Source organism: Streptomyces sp. NPDC050263 (genome assembly GCF_040655955.1).
Classification (GTDB): Bacteria; Actinomycetota; Actinomycetes; order Streptomycetales; family Streptomycetaceae; genus Streptomyces.
This window is the reverse complement of sequence record NZ_JBFAKW010000028.1, coordinates 52,230-71,584: the sequence shown is the minus strand read 5'-3', so window position 1 is coordinate 71,584 and position 19,355 is coordinate 52,230. Positions and strand designations below refer to the sequence as shown.

The window sequence follows — 19,355 nt, the reverse complement described above, 5'->3', positions numbered from 1 at the left end:
GGGTCAGTCCTCCAGTGCGGCGAGGCCGGGGAGCGTCTTGCCCTCGAGGTATTCGAGGGAGGCGCCGCCGCCGGTCGAGATGTGGCCGAATGCGCTCTCGTCGAAGCCCAGGAGGCGGACGGCCGCGGCGGAGTCGCCGCCGCCGACGACCGTGAAGGCCGGGGAGTCGAGGAGGGCCTGGGCGACCGCCTTGGTGCCCTCGGCGAAATCGGGGTGCTCGAAGACGCCCATGGGGCCGTTCCAGAAGACGGTGGCGGCGTCGGCGAGCTTAGAGGCGTACAGCTTGCGGGACTCCGGACCGATGTCCAGGCCCATCTGGTCGGCGGGCATGGCGTCCGCGGTCACGGTGGCGGGGTTCGTCGGGGCCTTGGCCTTCAGGTCCGGGAACTCGGCAGAGACGAGGAGGTCGACGGGCAGGACCAGCTCGACGCCGGTCTTCTCGGCGCGCTCGATGTACTCCCGCACGGCCGGGATCTGGTCCTCCTGGAGGAGGGAGACGCCGACCTCGTGGCCCTGCGCCTTGAGGAAGGTGTAGGCCATGCCGCCGCCGATGAGGATGCGGTCGGCCTTGCCGAGGAGCTCGTCGATGACGGCGAGCTTGTCGGAGACCTTGGCGCCGCCGAGGGCGACGACGTAGGGCCGCTCGACGTCCGCGGTGAGCTTCTTCAGGACACCGACCTCGGTGGCGATGAGGAAGCCGGCCGCGTGCGGCAGCCGGGCCGGGAGGTCGTAGACCGAGGCGTGCCTCCGGTGCACCGCGCCGAAGCCGTCGCCGACGTAGGCGTCGGCGAGGGCGGCTAGGCGGTCCGCGAACTCACCGCGCTCGGTGTCGTCCTTGGAGGTCTCGCCCGCGTTGAAGCGCAGGTTCTCGATGACCGCGACCTGGCCGGGCTGGAGGCCGTTCACCGCGTCGTGCGCGGCGGGGCCCACGGTGTCCTGGGCGAAGGCGACCGGGGCGCCGAGGATTTCCGCGAGGCGCTCGGCGGCGGGCAGCAGGGAGAAGGCCGGGTCCGGCGCGCCCTTGGGACGGCCCAGGTGCGAGGCGACGACCACCTTGGCGCCCGCGTCCGCGAGGGCCTTGACGGTGGGCAGCACGGCGCGGATACGGCCGTCGTCGGCGATGAGGCCGTCGGCCAGTGGCACGTTGAGGTCGGCGCGGACGAAAACCCGCTTGCCTGCGACGCCTTCGGCGAGAAGTTCGTCGATCGTCTTCATAGAGAGGGCTCCCGAGGAGGACTTGTCGTGCTCGTGATCGTAAGAGGGCTGATCTGTACGTGAGTCAGGGCCCGGACGGCGCGTCCCTGCGCCGCCCGAGCCCTGTGCTCACATCGAAGTGCCTGATCCGACGATCAGAGCTGGCCGCCGACGAAGACCGTGAGGTCGACGAGGCGGTTGGAGTAACCCCACTCGTTGTCGTACCAGCCGAGGATCTTCACCGAGTTGCCCTCCTGGACCATGGTCAGGGAGGAGTCGAAGGTGCAGGAGGCCGGGTCGCTGACGATGTCCGAGGAGACGATCGGGTCCTCGGTGTAGGCCAGGTAGCCCTTGAGGTCGCCGTCCTCGGAGGCCTTCTTGAACGCGGCGTTGACCTCGTCCTTGGTGACCTCGCGCTGGAGCGTCACGACCAGGTCGGTGGCCGAGCCGGTGGGGACCGGGACGCGCATCGCGATGCCGTCGAGCTTGCCCTTGAGCTGCGGGAGGACCAGGGCGGTGGCCTTCGCGGCGCCCGTCGTGGTCGGGATGATGTTCTCGGCGGCGGCGCGGGCGCGGCGCAGGTCCGAGTGCGGGAAGTCCAGGATGCGCTGGTCGTTGGTGTACGCGTGGACCGTCGTCATCAGACCCTTGACGATGCCGAAGTTCTCGTCGAGGACCTTGGCCATCGGCGCCACACAGTTGGTGGTGCAGGAGGCGTTGGAGATGACGTGGTGGTGCGCCGGGTCGTACTTGTCCTGGTTGACACCCATCACGATGGTGATGTCCTCGTCCTTGGCCGGAGCCGAGATGAGGACCTTCTTGGCACCGCCGGCGATGTGCTTCTCGGCGTCGGCCTTCTTCGTGAAGATGCCGGTCGACTCGATGACGATGTCGACGCCGAGCTCGCCCCACGGGATGTCGGCGGGGTTGCGCTCGGAGAGCACCTTGATGGTGTGCCCGTCGACGGTGATCGTGTCGGCGGTGTGCGACACCTCGGCCTTGAGGCGGCCCAGGATGGTGTCGTACTTCAGGAGGTGTGCGGTGGTCGCGGTGTCACCCAGGTCGTTGACAGCCACGATCTCGATGTCAGCACCCTGCTCCAGCAGCGCGCGGAAGTAGTTACGACCGATGCGGCCAAAGCCGTTGATGCCTACGCGGATCGTCACGAACCGATCTCCTCGTTGGTACGCCGGCTATGCGGTGCCGGCGAGCTGTATTTGGGATGTCCCCGACCACCCACGACCCTACCTCTCCGAGGGCCCCGTGGTGACATCGAGTCGCCCCATACACGGCAGGACGGCCCGTACCCGCCAGTAGAGGTACGGACCGCCCGGGCCCGAAGGCCTTGTCACTCGATTTGATCACGAACTTTCACGCGAGGTTGACTGTGGCGTGTCAGCTCTCAAGTGAGTCGAGAGCCTTCCCGATGAGCGCTTTTCGGTCGGCAGACGAGATGACGTGTTCCAGGCCGAAGCCGAGCAGCACGGTGTCGTCGGTGGTGACCGCTCCATAGGTCCGGAACAGGGTGCCGGTGCGCGTCCAGTCCTTCAGGACGGCCGGGCTGCCCGCGGGCGGACCGGCGGCCTGCCAGGCGCCGAGCGAGGTCTCGAAGCCCTCGGTCCCGGTGGCCGTGCCCCCGACGACCAGCGAGGCGTCGTCGGCGAGGACGCCGTGGCCGCCGCTGCCGGGGTCGGTGACATAGGAGATCGAGACCTCGACCTTCTTGCCCGCGTACGCGCTCAGGTCGAAGTTCACCTGCTGCCAGCTGTTGGAGGCGCCGGTGAGGGCGTTCCAGGAGCCGGTGGCGCCGGTCGCGGTGCAGCCGCCCGAGCCGAGGGTGAGGTAGTGCGCCAGCCACGGGTGTTCGCCGATGTAGAAGCCGGCCCCGCACTCCGCCGGCACGACGGCGCTGGTGGCGCCGCCCGCCTCGGGGAGCGTGGTCCAGTCGTCGGCGCCGACCGTGTGGATCTCGACGATCGCGTTGTCGTAGCCGGGCTCGGTGTCCCACAACAGCTGGGTGCGCAAGGCCGGGGCGCTCGCCGCGCCGACACCCGTGAGGTCGATGGTGCGGGTGAGGCGCTTGTAGGCGTCGTCGGTGTGCACCGCGGCGGCCATGTACGAGCCCGCGTACGGCCCGTACGGGTTGACCGTGCCGGCGAACTGGCCGGCGCCCGCGCTCGCGAACTGCGGGTACGCGGCGACGGGCAGTTCGTCCGAGGTGACCCCGTAGGTGCCCGCCCTGTCGAGCGGGTTGCCGGCCGCCGGGCCGAGGGCCCCGCTCAGGCCGCCGAGCCTGCCGGAGCCGGTGAAGCCGGTGGCGCCGGGGGTCGACGTACGGGAGTAGGCGCCCAGGTAGTACTGGCTGAAGTCGTCCGACGGCGTGCCGTCGCCGAGGTCGACCGCGCCGCCCGCCCGCTCCCCCGCCTCGATCAGCTTGCCGCCCTCGTTGAGGAAGGCGCGCAGTTCGAGCTGGGTCGGGTTGCCGGGGACGCTCGCGCCCGTGTAGTGGACGACCGTGTCGAAGTGGCTCAGCACGCCGAGCGCGTCGGGCACGCCCTGGGTGGCGACGTCCCAGACGATCGCCCTGCGGCCGTTGGCCTTCAGCGCGTCGACGTAGGTCTGCGCCTGCGTGGCGGCCGCGCCCTCCTCGGCGACCACGAGCGTGTCGGCCTTGGGCCGCGCGGCGATCGTGTAGGTGAAGCGCGAACCGGAGACCTTCTTGCCGTCCCTGGTCTCGCCCGTGAACCACACCTCGACCTTGTCGCCCGGTTCGCCGTCCCGCACCTTGGCGCGGTACTCGTCGAAGTACAGGTTGTCGTCGCCGCCGTAGGTCTCGCCGCCCTTCCATGCCTTGAGCGCCCGGTCGTGGGTACGGCCGCCGTTGACGCGGTACTTGAGCTCCTTGTCGCGGAGCGACTTGCGGGCGACGACGGAGATCTCCTGGTCGGCGCCGCGCGAGTAGGACGTCGCGAACGGCGCCGGGGTGAAGTCGGCGGCGCTCAGGCCGACCGAGGACTTCGGCCGGTCGGGGCGGGCCGCGGACTCGGCGACGGAGAGCGCGAACGGGATGTTCTTGGCGAACTCGTCCTGGATCAGTTTCTCGTCGTCCGGGAAGTTGAAGCCCGACTGGCAGTCCGCGGCGTTCCACTGGTCGTTCGGATCGAGGTCCGACGCGGTCTGGCAGGTCGACATCTCCGGGGTGAACATCGCCGTGCCGTTGACGTTCGACGCGTGGCCGTCCGCCTCGCCGTTGGTCGTGTACAGCTCCGAGGAGACCTGCGGGTGGTAGCCCGGGATCGCGGAGTTGTCGGGGGTGCCGGCGAGCGTCTTGTAGGCGACGTCGTCGGGGGTGTCGGTGGCGACCTGCCAGCCGACGCCGTAGAGGAGGAGTTCGGCGGCGGAGTGGTAGTTGATGCCGTACGTGAAGCCGATCCGCGCCTCGAACGCGTCGAGCGCCTTCGTCTCGGGCTCGGAGCCGGGGCTCGCGCCGCGGTATGTCTGGCTGGTGGGGTTGGGGGACGAACCCTCGTCGTCGTAGCCCCACTTGTAGGCGAAGTTGCGGTTGAGGTCGACGCCGTCGCCGGTGGTGATCGCGCCGTCGCCGTTGACGTCCCGCAGGTTCTTGCGCCACAGGCGGTTGTCGTCGTCCTGGAAGGTGTAGTCGTAGCCGTCAGGGTTGGCCGACAGGACGAACCACAACTCGGTGGAGTCGACGATCTTCTTGATCCGCTTGTCGGTGCGGTAGTTGTCCAGGTAGTGGTGCATCAGCCGCCGGGTCATCTCCGGGGTGATCCACTCACGGGCGTGCTGGTTGGACATGTACAGCACCGCGGGCTTGGAGCCGTCCTTGGCGCTCCTCGCGTTCTTGGTCAGTTTGACGGCGAGGACGTCCTGGCCGTTCACCGTCTTGCCGAGGGAGACGACCTTGGTGAGGCCCGGGTTCTCCCGGCCGGTGCGGAGGATCTCCTCCCTCAGGCCGCCGCTGCCGCTGTAGGGGCGGAACACCCCGTCCGAAGCCGCCTCCACGCGGTTCTCGGCGCGGGCGGAGAGGGTGTGCTCGGTGAGCTCGACCCCCTGCTTCCCGAGTTTCTTCGCCTGTTCGTCGGTCAGGAAGACCTCGACGGTGGCGGTGCCCTGCTCGGGAGCCTGCTCGCTGAGTTCGTGGCCGTCCTGGCCGGCCGCCAGCAGCAGGGGTACCTGCTCCTTGGTGACCTCGGCGCGGAAGACCTTGACCTCGTCCGGGTCGGGCGTCGGTGAACTTCCGGGCTGTGCCTGGGCGATGGGTGCGAGCGCCGCTCCGCCGAGCAGCAGCGCGCCGACAGCGAGGATCGATCTCGCTCTGCGTCTCATGAACCCCCCTAGCGTGAGTTCGCCACAGCAGCGAACTCTGCCAGGCTCATGACAGTTCATGATCCAGTCAAGAGCGCCTCAAAGCCACGCAAATGCCGGTGGTGTCGCCCGATCGGACGACACCACCGGCACTCTGACGGGTGATCAGCCGACCAGATTGTCGGCGAGCTCCTCGCTGAGGTTGGCCTCCGTGCCCGGGATGCCCAGGTCGGAGGCGCGCTTGTCGGCCATCGCCAGCAGCCGGCGGATACGGCCGGCGACCGCGTCCTTCGTCAGCGGCGGGTCGGCGAGCGCGCCCAGCTCCTCCAGGGAGGCCTGCTTGTGATCCATGCGCAGCCGACCGGCCGCCGCGAGGTGCTCGGGCACCTCTTCGCCGAGGATCTCCAGTGCGCGCTGGACCCGGGCGCCCGCGGCGACGGCGGCGCGCGCCGAGCGGCGCAGGTTGGCGTCGTCGAAGTTGGCGAGCCGGTTCGCCGTGGCCCGCACCTCGCGGCGCATCCGGCGCTCCTCCCAGGCCAGCACCGACTCGTGCGCGCCCAGCCGGGTGAGCAGCGCGCCGATCGCGTCGCCGTCGCGGACCACGACCCGGTCGACGCCGCGCACCTCGCGGGCCTTCGCGGCGATGGAGAGCCGACGGGCGGCGCCGACCAGCGCGAGCGCGGCCTCCGGGCCCGGGCAGGTCACCTCCAGGGAGGAGGAGCGGCCGGGCTCGGTGAGCGAGCCGTGTGCCAGGAAGGCCCCGCGCCACGCCGCCTCCGCGTCGCAGGTCGCGCCGGAGACCACCTGCGGGGGCAGACCCCGGATCGGGCGGCCGCGGCCGTCGACGAGCCCGGTCTGCCGGGCCAGCTGGTCACCGCCGGCGACCACACGCACCACGTAGCGCGAGCCGCGGCGCAGACCGCCCGGGGCCATCACGATCAGCTCCGAGCTGTGGCCGAAGATCTCCAGGATGTCCCGCTTGAGCCGGCGGGCCGCCATCGCCGTGTCCAGCTCCGCCTCGATCACAATGCGCCCGCTCACCAGGTGGAGGCCGCCGGCGAACCGCAGAATCGCGGAGACCTCCGCCTTTCTGCAGCAGGTCCGGGTGACGGGGAGCCGGGAGATCTCGTCCTTCACCGCTGCCGTCATCGCCATGGGCCGATCCTTCCATGCATCCGAAAAATACGGTCGTACGCGGCGGCCAACAACTCCGGGTCGTGCCTCGGGGTTCCGTCGGGCCGGGCCACCGGCGCCAGCTCGACCGCGGCCCCGAACCGTTTGGCGGCGTCGGTCAGCGAGTCGCGGTCGGGCACGGCGGCCTCGTCGGCCAGCACCACGTCCAGGGCGAGTTTAGGGGCGTGTCGTCCCAAAACCTCCAAATGACGCTGCGGGGAGAAGCCGTCGGTTTCTCCCGGCTGCGGGGCGAGGTTCAAGGAGAGCACCAGGCGGGCCTTCGTCTCCATGAGCGCGTCGAGCAGGCCGGGCACCAGCAGGTGCGGCATGACCGAGGAGAACCAGGACCCGGGTCCGAGCACCACCCAGTCCGCGTCCAGGACGGCGGCGACGGCCTCCGGGACGGCCGGCGGGTCGTTCGGCACCAGGTGCACGGACTGCACCTCGCCGGGCGTCAGCGCCACGGTCGCCTGCCCCCGGACGGTGTCGATGTCGTCCGGGCGCAGCGGATCGTGCCCCTTGACCAGCGCCTGGAGCTCCAGCGGCACGGCGGACATGGGCAGCACCCGGCCCTGCGCGCCGAGCAGCTTGCCGACCAGGTCCAGGGCCTGCACATGGTCACCGAGCTGCTCCCACAGGGCGACGATCAGCAGGTTGCCGACCGCGTGGCCGTTGATCTCGCCCTGCGACTGGAAACGGTGCTGGATGACCCGGGCCCAGGTCTGGCCCCAGTCGTCGTCGCCGCACAGCGCGGCCAGCGCCTTGCGCAGGTCACCGGGCGGCAGCACGCCCAGTTCGTCCCGCAGGCGGCCGCTGGAGCCGCCGTCGTCCGCCACCGTGACGACGCCCGTGAGGTCGCCGGTGATCCGGCGCAGCGCCGTGAGCGAGGCGGACAGGCCCATGCCGCCGCCGAGGGCGACGACCTTGGGCTGGGTGCCGCGGCGGCGCGGTTTGCCGCCTCGGGCCTCGACCGGCCGGCCCGCGCGCCCCTCCAGGGCGACCCTGCGCAGCCGGCCGAGCCGTGGAGTACGTCCTGTCATTCCCGTCCCATGTCCCGGTGTACGACCACCGTCTCCACGCCCTCGGCCGCGAGGCGCGCGGCGAGCTTCTCCGACATGGCCACCGAGCGGTGCTTGCCGCCCGTGCAGCCGACCGCGATGGTCACATAGCGCTTGCCCTCCCGGCGGTAGCCCGCGGCGACCAGTTGGAGGAGCTCCGCGTACCGGTCGAGGAACTCCTTCGCGCCGGGCTGGTTGAGGACGTACGCCGAGACCTCCTCGTTGAGGCCGGTGTAGGGGCGCAGCTCCGGGACCCAGTGCGGGTTCGGCAGGAAGCGCATGTCCACGACCAGGTCGGCGTCGACCGGCAGGCCGTACTTGAAGCCGAAGGACATCACGGTGGCCCGCAGCTCGGGCTCTTCGTCGCCCGCGAACTGGGCGTCCATCTTGGCGCGCAGCTCGTGCACGTTCAGGCTGGAGGTGTCGATCACCAGGTCGGCGTCGCCGCGCAGCTCGCGCAGCAGCTCGCGTTCGGCGGCGATGCCGTCGACGATGCGGCCGTCGCCCTGGAGGGGGTGCGGTCGGCGCACGGACTCGAAGCGGCGCACCAGGGCGTCGTCGGAGGACTCCAGGAAGACGATCCGCCGGGTGACGCCCTTGACCTCGAGGTCGGCGAGGGACTCACGGAGGTTGTCGAAGAAGCGCCGGCCACGGACGTCGACGACCACCGCGATCCGCGCCACGTTGCCCTGGGACCGGGCGCCCAGCTCCACCATGGTGGGGATCAGGGCGGGCGGGAGGTTGTCGACGACGAACCAGCCGAGGTCCTCCAGACACTTGGCTGCCGTCGAGCGACCGGCCCCGGACATGCCGGAGATGATCACCAGCTCGGGGATGGCCGCCTCGGGGATCCCTGGCGGCGTGACGTCCGTACTCACCTGTGCTCCGTCTTCCTGGCGTGCTTCTTGCCGGGGGCTGTCGGCGGCCCCGGAGGTCGGGGGCGCCTGTTCTCTCTGCGCTGTGGGGTGTGCGTCGTGCTCGGTCATGTCTCCTGCCCCAGTCGTTCTTCCGGGGCGCCCGCCGTCACGGGGTCTCCGGGGGAACCCGCCGTCGTATCGGGTTCCTCGTCTTCAATGATCTCTCCGGTCGCCGTGTTCACGGCGGGAGCGGGCGGCGCCGCCTGCGCGAGGGTCACGGCGATGGTCTCGGCCGTCTTGCGGCCTATGCCCGGCACCTCGCAGATCTGGTCGATCGTGGCGGCCCGCAGCTTCTTCACCGAGCCGAAGTGCTTGATCAGCGCCTGCTTGCGGGTCTCGCCGAGGCCCGGCACCTCGTCCAGCGGACCCGCGCGGAAGCGCTTGGCCCGCTTGGCTCGCTGGTAGGTGATCGCGAAGCGGTGGGCCTCGTCACGGACGCGCTGGAGCAGGTACAGGCCCTCGCTGCTGCGGGGCAGGACGACCGGGTCGTCGTCGCCGGGCAGCCAGACCTCCTCCAGGCGCTTGGCGAGGCCGCAGACCGCGACGTCGTCCACCCCCAGTTCGTCCAGCGCCCGCTTGGCGGCCGCGACCTGCGGCTGTCCGCCGTCGACGACGACGAGCTGGGGCGGGTAGGCGAACCGCTTGGGACGGCCGTCCTCCTCAGTGAGGCCGCCGGCGAGGGCGGTGTCCATGTCGTCGGCTCCGGCTCCGGCTCCGGCTCCGACGGTGAGCGGGACGCCGTCGGCGAGGGGGGTCTCGCCGTCCGTCCACTCCCCCGTCTTCCCCTTCTCGGCGATGTAGCGCCGGAAGCGGCGGGTGATCACCTCGTGCATCGAGCGGACGTCGTCCTGGCCCTCGAAGCCCTTGATCTGGAAGCGGCGGTACTCGCCCTTGCGCTGCAGGCCGTCCTCGAAGACGACCATGGAGGCCACGACGTCGTCGCCCTGGAGGTGGGAGATGTCGTAGCACTCGATCCGGAGCGGGGCGCTGTCCAGGTCGAGGGCCTCGGCGATCTCCTCCAGGGCACGCGAGCGCGTGGTGAGGTCGGAGGCCCGCTTCGTCTTGTGCAGGACGAGCGACTGCTGTGCGTTGCGCTCGACGGTCTCCATCAGGGCCTTCTTGTCACCCCGCTGCGGGATGCGCAGCGACACGTTGGACCCGCGGCGCCCGGTGAGCCACTCCTGGACGGGCGCGGTGGGCTCGGGCAGGGCGGGGACCAGCACCTCCTTGGGGACGGAGTCGCCCCGCTCCTCGCCGTACAGCTGCTGGAGGGCGTGCTCGACGAGGGCGCCGGTCGTGACGTCCTCGACCTTGTCGGTCACCCAGCCGCGCTGGCCGCGCACCCGCCCGCCGCGGACGTGGAAGATCTGGACGGCCGCCTCCAGCTCGTCCTCGGCGACCGCGATCAGGTCGGCGTCGGTCGCGTCCGCGAGCACGACCGCGTTCTTCTCCATGGCCTTCTTCAGGGCCTCGATGTCGTCGCGCAGGCGGGCGGCCCGCTCGTACTCCATCTCCTCGGCCGCCTCCATCATCTGCTTCTCCAGACGGCGGAGGTAGGTGCCGGTGCGGCCGGCCATGAAGTCACAGAACTCGTCGGCCAGTTCGCCGTGCTCCTCGGAGGTGATCCGGCCGACGCAGGGCGCGGAGCACTTGCCGATGTAGCCGAGCAGACAGGGCCGGCCGGTGCGGGCGGCGTTCTTGAAGACACCGGCGGAGCAGGTGCGGACGGGGAAGACCCGCAGGAGCAGGTCGACCGTGTCCCGGATCGCCCACGCGTGCGCGTACGGCCCGAAGTACCTGACGCCCTTCTTCTTGTGGCCGCGCATCACCTGCACGCGCGGGAACTCCTCGTTCATCGTGACCGCGAGGTAGGGGTAGCTCTTGTCGTCGCGGTACTTGACGTTGAACCGGGGGTCGTACTCCTTGATCCAGGAGTACTCCAGCTGGAGCGCCTCGACCTCCGTGGACACCACCGTCCACTCCACCGACGCGGCCGTGGTGACCATCGTGCGGGTGCGCGGGTGGAGGCCGGCCAGGTCCTGGAAGTAGTTCGCCAGGCGCTGGCGCAGGCTCTTCGCCTTTCCGACGTAGATCACCCTGCGGTGCTCGTCGCGGAATCTGTACACCCCGGGAGAGTCCGGGATCTGTCCCGGCTTGGGGCGGTAGCTGGAGGGGTCGGCCATGTCTCACACCCTACTGGCGTGGAGTGACACTCCGACGGGGCTGTGGACAACGGCAGGGGTGTCCGGCGGGGCTGTGGACGACCGGGCACCGCGAGGACGGGCCCGGGGACAGCGACTCGGCCACACGCACGTGCCACTCGGGCATCAGGTGTTGTCGGGACTTGGTCAACACGCTTCAATGCGGGGGAACTCGGGGCCCTGAAGGGCGCCTTACGGATGTGAAGGAGCTGCCGCGTCACGGGCAAGGCCCCGACCACCCACGCGAACGGTCCGACCAGCCGTCGTGAGCATTCACAGAAAGGCCCCTGCATGCCGCACGCCACACAGCACGCGGACGCCGCCGTCGACGCCGCCCCCACCGCGGAACTGGACACGGCCCTGCGAGGCGGCCCCTTCCACGTGGCGCTGCGTGCCGCGATCGCCGCCCGTGGGCTGCCGCTGCAGCGCGTCCAGCATCATCTGTCGCGCTACGGGGTCAAGGTGGGCGTGACGAGCCTGAGCTACTGGCAGCAGGGCGCCCGGCGTCCGCAACGCCCCGAGTCGCTGCGGGCGGTGCGCGCGCTGGAGGAGATCCTGCAGCTGCCGGACGAGTCCCTGATCCGGCTGCTCGCCGACTCAGACGGCAGGAACGGCGGGAACGCCGGCCCGCCGGCCGGGCGCTCCGGGGGCCGCTCCTACCGCTCGTTCCTGGAGGCCTCCGGCGCTCTCGAACAACTGCTCGTTGAACTGGAGTGCCCCGTCGACGGCGGACTGCACACTCTCGGCCACCACGAGCGGGTCCGCATCGGGGCGCGCCGTGAGCTCCTGGGGCGCGAGTCGCAGCACATCGTGCGCGCCCACCGCGACGGCGTGGACCGCTTCGTGGCCGTTCACCACGGCGACCCCGGGTGCGCGCCGGAGCGGATGGCGGTGCACGCCCTGGAGAACTGCCGGGCCGGTCGCGTCCGCCGCCACCACGACACCGGCGTGCTCGTCGCCGAGTTCCTCTTCGACACCCGTCTGAGGGCCGGCGACACGTTCCTCTTCCGCTACGGCGTCGAGGACGGGACCGCCGACGTGTGCCGCGAGTACGTCCGCGGCTTCGGCGCGGCGGGCGGCCAGTACGCCCTCCAGATCCGCTTCGACGAGCATGCCCTGCCCGTGCGCTGCCACCGGTTCACCCAGCACTCGGCGGCGGCCCCGCGCGGCGGCCGCCAGGAACTGCCGTTCAGCGGCCGACACCGTTCGGTGCACCTCGTGGAACCCCGGGTGCGGTCGGGCATGGTGGGGATCGGGTGGGACTGGGAGTGAATTCGCGTGAGTTTCGCAGGATTCCCATGGACTCACATGGATTCGCTTGGACTCGCGTAGCCGTTCGGGGGACGTAAACGCTTGCGTAAGCGTTTACGCGGGCAATGAAATGAGATAGCTTCCCGCCGGAAGGCCGGGCGCGGGCATGGGCCCGCCACTGCCGGGTCCGAGGGAACGAGGCGACGAGATGCCGACCATGGCCGATGTCGCACGGCACGCGGGAGTGTCCGTGGCGACCGTCTCGCACGTGCTGAACGACACCCGTCCGGTGCTCCCCCACACCCGCCAGGCGGTCCTCGACGCGATCGACGAGCTCGGCTACACGCCCAACACCCTCGCCCGCTCCCTGGTGACCTCCCGCACCCGCTCCATCGGGCTCGCGGTGTCGGCGATCAGCAATCCCTACTTCACGGAGATCCTCCAGGGCGTCGAGGCCGGGGCCCTGGAACAGGGGTACAGCCTCCTGATCGCCGATCCGCACGACGAGCCCGAGCACGAGCGCAAGGTCGTCCAACTCCTGCACGAGCGCCGCGTCGACGGCCTGATCGTCGCCCCGTCCGCGGACCCGCGCGGCCTCCTTTCCTACCTGACCCGCCACGCCGTGCCGACCGTGCTCCTCGACCGGGTCGTCGACGCGGCGGCGGACGTAGCTCCCCGCTTCGACCAGGTCTGCGCCGAGAACGCGGCGCCGACGGCCCGACTGGTCACCCACCTCGCCGAACTCGGCCACCGACGTATCGCCCTGGTCTCCGGCCTGCCCGGCCTGAGCACCACCGGCGAACGGATCGCCGGCTACCGGCACGGCCTCGCCGCCGCCGGACTCCCCTACGACGAACGCCTCCTGGCCCACGGGGACTCCGCGTCGGCCGGCGCCGAACGAGCCACGGCGGCCCTGCTCTCCCAGGCCGTTCCGCCCACCGCCCTGGTCACGGGCAACAACGCGATGACCATCGGCGCCCTGCGCGCCCTGCGCGACCGCGGCCTGTCCGTGCCCGAGGACATCGCGCTGTGCTGCTTCGACGACTTCGCCTGGGCGGACCTGTTCTCCCCGCGCCTCACCGCGATCGCCCAGCCCAGCCGGGAACTCGGCGCCCACGCCGTCCGGGTGCTCCTCGAACGCCTCGTCGCGCCCGACCGCCCGGCCCGGACCGTACGGCTCCCCTGCGCCTTCGTCCATCGCACGTCGTGCGGCTGCACGGACGGCACGTTCAAGAACTCCGAGAAAGGATCCGCCCTGTGATCGTCGTCGCCGGTGAGGCCCTGATCGACCTGGTACCGCAGGGCACGGGCGCCCTCGCGGGGCTGCAGCCGGCGCTCGGCGGCGGCCCCTACAACACGGCGGTCGCCCTCGGCCGCCTCGGCTCCCCCACGGCCTTCTGTTCCCGCACCTCGCTGGACGCCTTCGGCGAGGCGCTGCTCGACAGACTGCGGGACTCGGGCGTGGACGTCTCCGCGGTGCAGCGCGGCACGGAGCCGACCACTCTCGCGGTCGCCACGGTCGACGAGGACGGTTCGGCCGCGTACTCCTTCTACGTCGACGGCACCGCCGACCGGCTGTTCACAGCCCCGGCCGCGCTGCCCGCAGGGACGCGGGCGGTGTCCTTCGGCACCTGTTCGCTCGTCCTGGAGCCGGGTGCGAGCGCGTACGAGGCGCTGATGCGGGCCTCCGCCGCCCAGGGCCTGTTCACCGCGCTCGACCCGAACATCCGGCCCGGGCTGATCCCGGACCCCGACGCGTATCGGGCCCGGTTCAAGAGCTGGCTGCCCTCGGTGTCCCTGCTCAAGCTCTCCGAGGAGGACGCCGAGTGGCTGGGCGGCACCCCGCAGGAGTGGCTGTCCGCCGGACCCTCGGCCGTGGTGCTCACGCACGGCGGCGCAGGACTGAGCGTCTTCACCCGCGACGGCTCGATCCACCCCGTGCCGGGCGAGGAGGTCGACGTCGTGGACACCATCGGCGCGGGCGACACGGTGAACGCGGCGCTGCTGCACGGTCTCGCGCTGCGCGACGCTCTGTCCCCCACCGCCGTCAAGTTCCTCGGTGCCGAGGACTGGACGCGGTTGCTGCGGTTCGCCGCACGCGCGGCGGCGATCACCTGTTCCCGGGCCGGTGCGGAGCCGCCGTACGCCGCCGAGGTGGGCGAGCTGTAGGGAGAACGGACGGCGCCCCGCAGGGAGTTCCCGCGGGGCGCCGTACTTTCGCGCCTTGCGTCAGGCCTTGCGGCCTGTGTCCTCGTCAGGCCTTGGCAGCCCGCGTCGACTTCGTCGCCTTCTTCGCGGGCGTCGCCTTCGTCGTCGCCCCGGCGGCCTTCTTCGTCGCCGTGGTGTTCGCGGCGGCAGTCTTGGCCGTGGCGGTCTTGGCGGTGGCGGTCTTGGCGGTCGCCGTCTTCCGTGCCGTCGTCGTCCTGGCCGCGACCGTCTTCTTCGCCGCCGTCCTGCGTGGGGCCTTCACCGCAGCGGCGTCGCTGATGCGCTCGGCGCCGAGGACCTCCCGGAGGAACTTGCCGGTGTGGCTGGTCGACACCGCGGCCACCTCCTCCGGCGTGCCCTCGGCGATGACGAGGCCGCCGCCGGCGCCGCCCTCCGGGCCCATGTCGACGACCCAGTCGGCGGTCTTGATCACGTCGAGGTTGTGCTCGATGACGATGACCGTGTTGCCCTTGTCGACCAGGCCGGCGAGGACCTTCAGGAGTTTGCTGATGTCCTCGAAGTGCAGACCCGTCGTCGGCTCGTCCAGGACGTAGACCGTGCGGCCGGTGGAGCGGCGCTGGAGCTCGCTGGCGAGCTTGACGCGCTGGGCCTCACCGCCGGACAGGGTGGTCGCGGACTGGCCGAGCCGGACGTAGCCGAGGCCGACGTCCTTCAGGGTGTTGAGGTGGCGGGCGATCGCGGGGACGGCCTCGAAGAACTCCGTCGCCTCCTCGATCGGCATGTTCAGGACGTCGGCGATGGACTTGCCCTTGTAGTGGACCTCCAGGGTCTCCCGGTTGTACCGGGCGCCGTGGCAGACCTCGCACGGGACGTAGACGTCCGGGAGGAAGTTCATCTCGATCTTGATCGTGCCGTCGCCCGCGCAGTTCTCGCAGCGGCCGCCCTTGACGTTGAAGGAGAAGCGGCCGGGCAGATAGCCGCGGACCTTCGCCTCGGTCGTCTCCGCGAAGAGCTTGCGGACGTGGTCGAAGACGCCCGTGTACGTGGCCGGGTTGGAGCGCGGGGTGCGGCCGATGGGCGACTGGTCGACGTGCACGACCTTGTCGACGAGGTCGTCGCCGTCCACACGCGTGTGCCGCCCCGGGACGTTGCGGGCGCCGTTCAGCTCGCGGGCCAGGTGCGTGTACAGGATGTCGTTGACCAGCGTCGACTTGCCGGATCCGGACACACCGGTGACCGCGGTGAACACGCCCAACGGGAAGGACACGTCGATGTCCTGGAGGTTGTTCTCGCGGGCGCCGTGCACGGTGAGCCGACGGGACGGGTCCTGCGGGCGCCGGATGTCGGGCACCGGGATCGCCTTCTTGCCGGACAGGTACTGCCCGGTCTGCGACTCTGCGTTGTCGAGCAGTTCCTTGTAGGAACCGCTGTGCACGACCTTGCCGCCGTGCTCGCCGGCGCCGGGGCCGATGTCGACGATCCAGTCGGCGACCTTGATGGTGTCCTCGTCGTGCTCGACGACGATGAGCGTGTTGCCCATGTCCCGCAGCCGGACGAGGGTCTCGATCAGCCGGTGGTTGTCGCGCTGGTGCAGACCGATGGACGGCTCGTCGAGGACGTACAGGACGCCGACGAGACCGGAGCCGATCTGGGTGGCCAGGCGGATGCGCTGGGCCTCGCCGCCGGAGAGCGTGCCGGCCGCGCGGTTGAGCGAGAGGTAGTCCAGGCCGACGTCGACCAGGAACCTCAGCCGTTCGTTGACCTCCTTCAGGACCCGCTCGGCGATCTTCTTGTCGCGGGCGTCGAGCTTCAGCTCGCCCAGGAAGTCCGCGCAGTCGCTGATGGACATGCCGGAGACCTCGGCGATGGACTTGTCCATCACCGTGACCGCGAGGACGAGCGGCTTCAGGCGCGTGCCCTCACAGGTGGGGCAGGGCACCTCGCGCATGTAGCCCTCGAAGCGCTCCCGGCTGGCGTCGCTCTCCGACTCGCTGTGCCGGCGCTTCACGAACGGGACGGCGCCCTCGAAGGGCGTCGTGTAGACGCGCTCGCGCCCGTACCGGTTGCGGTAGCGGACCTCGATCTGCGTCTTGTGGCCGTACAACAGGGCCTTCCTGGCCCGCTGCGGCAGGCCCGCGAAGGGGATGTCGGTACGGAAGCCGAGCGCTTCGGCCAGGGCGCCGATCAGACGGCCGAAGTAGTCCTTGGTGTGGCCGTGCGACCAGGGGTGGATGGCGCCCTCGTCGAGGGACTTGTCCTCGTCCGGGATGATCAGCTCGGGGTCGACCTCCATGCGCGTGCCGATGCCGGAGCACTCGGGGCAGGCGCCGAAGGGCGAGTTGAAGGAGAAGGACCGGGGCTCGAGCTCCTCGAAGGACAGGTCGTCGTACGGGCAGTACAGGTGCTCCGAGTACATGCGCTCGCGCTCGGGGTCGTCCGCGGGGAGGTCGACGAAGTCGAGCACGACCATGCCGCCGGCCAGGCCGAGGGCGGTCTCCACCGAGTCGGTGAGCCGGCGCTTGGCGGACTCCTTCACCGTGAGGCGGTCGATGACCACCTCGATGGTGTGCTTCTCCTGCTTCTTCAGGGTGGGCGGGTCGGACAGCTGGATCGTCTCGCCGTCCACCCGCGCGCGGCTGTAGCCCTTGGTCTGGAGATCGGCGAACAGGTCGACGAACTCTCCCTTGCGTTCGCGCACCAGCGGCGACAGCACCTGGAAGCGGCTGCCCTCCGGCAGCTCCAGCACCTTGTCGACGATGGCCTGCGGCGACTGGCGCGTGATCGGCCGGGAGCACTCGGGGCAGTGCGGCTTGCCGATGCGCGCGAAGAGCAGCCGCAGGTAGTCGTAGACCTCGGTGATGGTGCCGACCGTGGAGCGCGGGTTGCGCGAGGTCGACTTCTGGTCGATGGAGACGGCCGGGGAGAGGCCCTCGATGAAGTCGACGTCCGGCTTGTCCATCTGGCCGAGGAACTGGCGGGCGTAGGACGAGAGGGACTCGACGTAGCGCCGCTGTCCCTCGGCGAAGATGGTGTCGAAGGCCAGCGAGGACTTGCCCGACCCCGACAGGCCCGTGAAGACGATGAGCGAGTCGCGTGGCAGATCGAGCGAGACATTCTTGAGGTTGTGCTCGCGCGCGCCACGGACGATGAGACGGTCGGCCACGCCGGTCCGCACCTTTCTTGAGAGAAGTGACAGGGGCGGGGCCCCCGTCTTCCTCAGACTAGGGGGAGCCACTGACAACGCCGGTCGGGATTCACCGGTTCACAACAATCCCCGGCCTTCCAGCATGCCCGACGCCACCACCGACCATATAGCACGTGCATTCGATTTGCGGGTCCGGGCGGCCGCCTTCACCCGAAGGAGTGGCGGGGCTAGGGTCAGCAACATGACTGATCACGCTCATGACCTGGAGTCTGTACGTGCCGCGACCGAGCGACTGCTCAGCGAAGTGGGCGCACTGGACAACACGTCGGCAGTCGAGCCGTCACGCCTGCCCGGCTGGAGCCGTGGCCATGTGCTCGCCCACATCGCCCGCAACGCCGACGCCCTCGTGAACGTCCTCGAAGGGCGCCCCATGTACGCCGACGCGCAGGTGCGCGACGCCGACATCGAGCGGGACGCCCCGCGCCCCCTGGACGTGCAGCTCATGGACGTGCGGGAGAGCGGGGCCCGCTTCCAGGAGGCGGGAGCGGCGCCCGCGGACTGGTCGCGCACGGTGCAGCTGCGCAACGGGGTCGTCGACACGGCGGCCCGCGTGCCCTTCCGGCGGTGGGTGGAGGTGGAGCTGCACCACGTGGACCTCGGCACCGGATACGAGCTGGAGGATCTGCCGGAGGACTTCACCGAGCGGGAGATCGAGTTCCTCGCGGAGCGGTTCGACGGACATCCCGACGTACCGCCGACGCGCCTGACGGACACCACGCGCGTGTGGAGCACGGGTCGCAAGGCCGACGGGCCCGAGGTGATCGTCACCGGCTCTCCCGCCGACCTCCTGGGCTGGCTCGCAGGCCGCCGGGACGGATCCGCACTGACGGTCGACGGCGGCACGCTCCCGGCCCTTCCCCCGCTATAGGCTGCCGTCATGACGTACAGCGGAGAGGTGACGGTCGGCGGGCCCGCCGACGTGCACGAGCTCAAGGACCTCATGATCACCAAGATCGCGGTCGGCCCGATGAACAACAACGCCTATCTGCTGCGCTGTCGGGCCACGGACGAACAGCTGCTGATCGACGCGGCCAACGACGCGGAAGCCCTGCTCGGCATGATCGGCGACGACGGCATCGCGTCCGTCGTCACCACGCATCAGCACGGCGACCACTGGCAGGCGCTCGCCGAGGTGGTGGCCGGCACGCACGCGCGTACCTACGCCGGCCGGGAGGACGCCGAGGGCATCCCCGTACCGACCGACGTCCCGGTCGACGACGGCGACGTCATCCGGGTGGGGAACGTGGAGCTCACCGCGCGCCATCTGGTCGGGCACACGCCCGGCTCGATCGCCCTGGTCTACGACGACCCGCACGGCCACCCCCACGTCTTCACCGGCGACTGCCTCTTCCCGGGGGGTCCAGGTCGGACAACACTTCCGGAAGAGTTCAACTCCCTGATGGGCGGCCTGGAGACCAAGCTGTTCGACGTCCTGCCCGACGAGACCTGGGTCTACCCGGGCCATGGCAACGACACCACCCTCGGTACGGAGCGGCCCCACCTCGCGGAATGGCGCGCACGAGGCTGGTAACCGTCCGACGACGACCGCCCCCGTTTCGAAACCGAAGCGGGGGCGGTCGCGCGTTGGCCTGTCGACGCTCGGGCAGCATCAGCCCCACGGACGGTGGCGTCCAGAGCTCCGTCACCGACGCCGACAGCAGTGACCGTGGGGGGAACATCGGTGCCAGATCATGCGCTAAGGCCAGGCGGGATCCAGGATGACCGCCGCCCGTGATCAGTTTCGAAGGCTACCCGGCGCGATCCCACTCTTCAGGTTGCGCTGCCTCGTCTCGGCAAGAAGCTCCGGGTCGGTCGGCGGGCGGGCGCACAACGCCTCGCCCCGTACGCACGAAGCAGG

Annotated in this window: 13 protein-coding genes; 5 read left to right on the top strand and 8 right to left on the bottom strand. The window is 70.6% G+C overall.

The window, feature by feature from the left end; translation table 11 throughout:
- Positions 1-3 precede the first annotated feature (3 nt).
- The 7 genes from AB0J04_RS15745 to uvrC form a co-directional block, all read right to left on the bottom strand.
- Complete coding sequence (locus AB0J04_RS15745; protein WP_363168975.1) at positions 4-1,215, bottom strand: phosphoglycerate kinase; 1,212 nt, start codon at positions 1,213-1,215, stop codon at positions 4-6.
- Between the two features lie 134 nt (positions 1,216-1,349).
- Positions 1,350-2,360 carry a type I glyceraldehyde-3-phosphate dehydrogenase gene (gene gap, locus AB0J04_RS15740; RefSeq protein ID WP_363168974.1) on the bottom strand — a complete coding sequence of 337 codons (1,011 nt, stop codon included), beginning with the start codon at positions 2,358-2,360 and terminating at the stop codon, positions 1,350-1,352.
- Between the two features lie 229 nt (positions 2,361-2,589).
- The gene (locus tag AB0J04_RS15735; protein WP_363168973.1) at positions 2,590-5,544 is read right to left on the bottom strand and encodes a M14 family zinc carboxypeptidase; all 2,955 of its coding nucleotides are present in this window, start codon (positions 5,542-5,544) and stop codon (positions 2,590-2,592) included.
- 144 nt (positions 5,545-5,688) lie between these two features.
- Positions 5,689-6,678, bottom strand: coding sequence for a DNA-binding protein WhiA (gene whiA / locus AB0J04_RS15730; protein ID WP_363168972.1), 990 nt, complete (start codon positions 6,676-6,678; stop codon positions 5,689-5,691).
- Entirely contained in the window at positions 6,669-7,736 is a 1,068-nt protein-coding gene (gene yvcK / locus AB0J04_RS15725) for a uridine diphosphate-N-acetylglucosamine-binding protein YvcK (protein ID WP_351920777.1), read from the bottom strand. The genes whiA and yvcK overlap by 10 nt, the downstream gene beginning before the upstream one ends.
- Positions 7,733-8,740 carry an RNase adapter RapZ gene (gene rapZ / locus AB0J04_RS15720; protein WP_363168971.1) on the bottom strand — a complete coding sequence of 336 codons (1,008 nt, stop codon included), beginning with the start codon at positions 8,738-8,740 and terminating at the stop codon, positions 7,733-7,735. The genes yvcK and rapZ overlap by 4 nt, the downstream gene beginning before the upstream one ends.
- Positions 8,737-10,854 (bottom strand): excinuclease ABC subunit UvrC, encoded by a 2,118-nt coding sequence (gene uvrC / locus AB0J04_RS15715; RefSeq protein WP_363168970.1) that lies wholly within the window; start codon positions 10,852-10,854, stop codon positions 8,737-8,739. Before uvrC ends, rapZ begins: the two co-directional genes overlap by 4 nt.
- A gap of 309 nt (positions 10,855-11,163) precedes the next feature.
- On the opposite strand from uvrC, the gene AB0J04_RS15710 reads away from it, so the two are divergent.
- The 3 genes from AB0J04_RS15710 to AB0J04_RS15700 all read left to right on the top strand — a co-directional run bounded on the left by AB0J04_RS15710 (position 11,164) and on the right by AB0J04_RS15700 (position 14,292).
- Entirely contained in the window at positions 11,164-12,144 is a 981-nt protein-coding gene (locus AB0J04_RS15710; protein ID WP_363168969.1) for a hypothetical protein, read from the top strand.
- Between the two features lie 187 nt (positions 12,145-12,331).
- The gene (locus AB0J04_RS15705; RefSeq protein ID WP_363168968.1) at positions 12,332-13,384 is read left to right on the top strand and encodes a LacI family DNA-binding transcriptional regulator; all 1,053 of its coding nucleotides are present in this window, start codon (positions 12,332-12,334) and stop codon (positions 13,382-13,384) included.
- Complete coding sequence (locus tag AB0J04_RS15700) at positions 13,381-14,292, top strand: carbohydrate kinase (RefSeq protein ID WP_363168967.1); 912 nt, start codon at positions 13,381-13,383, stop codon at positions 14,290-14,292. The genes AB0J04_RS15705 and AB0J04_RS15700 overlap by 4 nt, the downstream gene beginning before the upstream one ends.
- 85 nt (positions 14,293-14,377) lie before the next feature.
- Here the strand turns inward: AB0J04_RS15700 and uvrA are convergent, their stop codons facing one another.
- Entirely contained in the window at positions 14,378-17,455 is a 3,078-nt protein-coding gene (gene uvrA / locus AB0J04_RS15695) for an excinuclease ABC subunit UvrA (RefSeq protein WP_363168966.1), read from the bottom strand.
- Between the two features lie 223 nt (positions 17,456-17,678).
- On the opposite strand from uvrA, the gene AB0J04_RS15690 reads away from it, so the two are divergent.
- Positions 17,679-18,365: a maleylpyruvate isomerase family mycothiol-dependent enzyme gene (locus AB0J04_RS15690; protein WP_363168964.1), complete on the top strand. Its 687-nt coding sequence runs from the start codon at positions 17,679-17,681 to the stop codon at positions 18,363-18,365.
- Between the two features lie 9 nt (positions 18,366-18,374).
- Entirely contained in the window at positions 18,375-19,028 is a 654-nt protein-coding gene (locus AB0J04_RS15685) for an MBL fold metallo-hydrolase (RefSeq protein ID WP_363168963.1), read from the top strand.
- Positions 19,029-19,355: the final 327 nt, after the last annotated feature.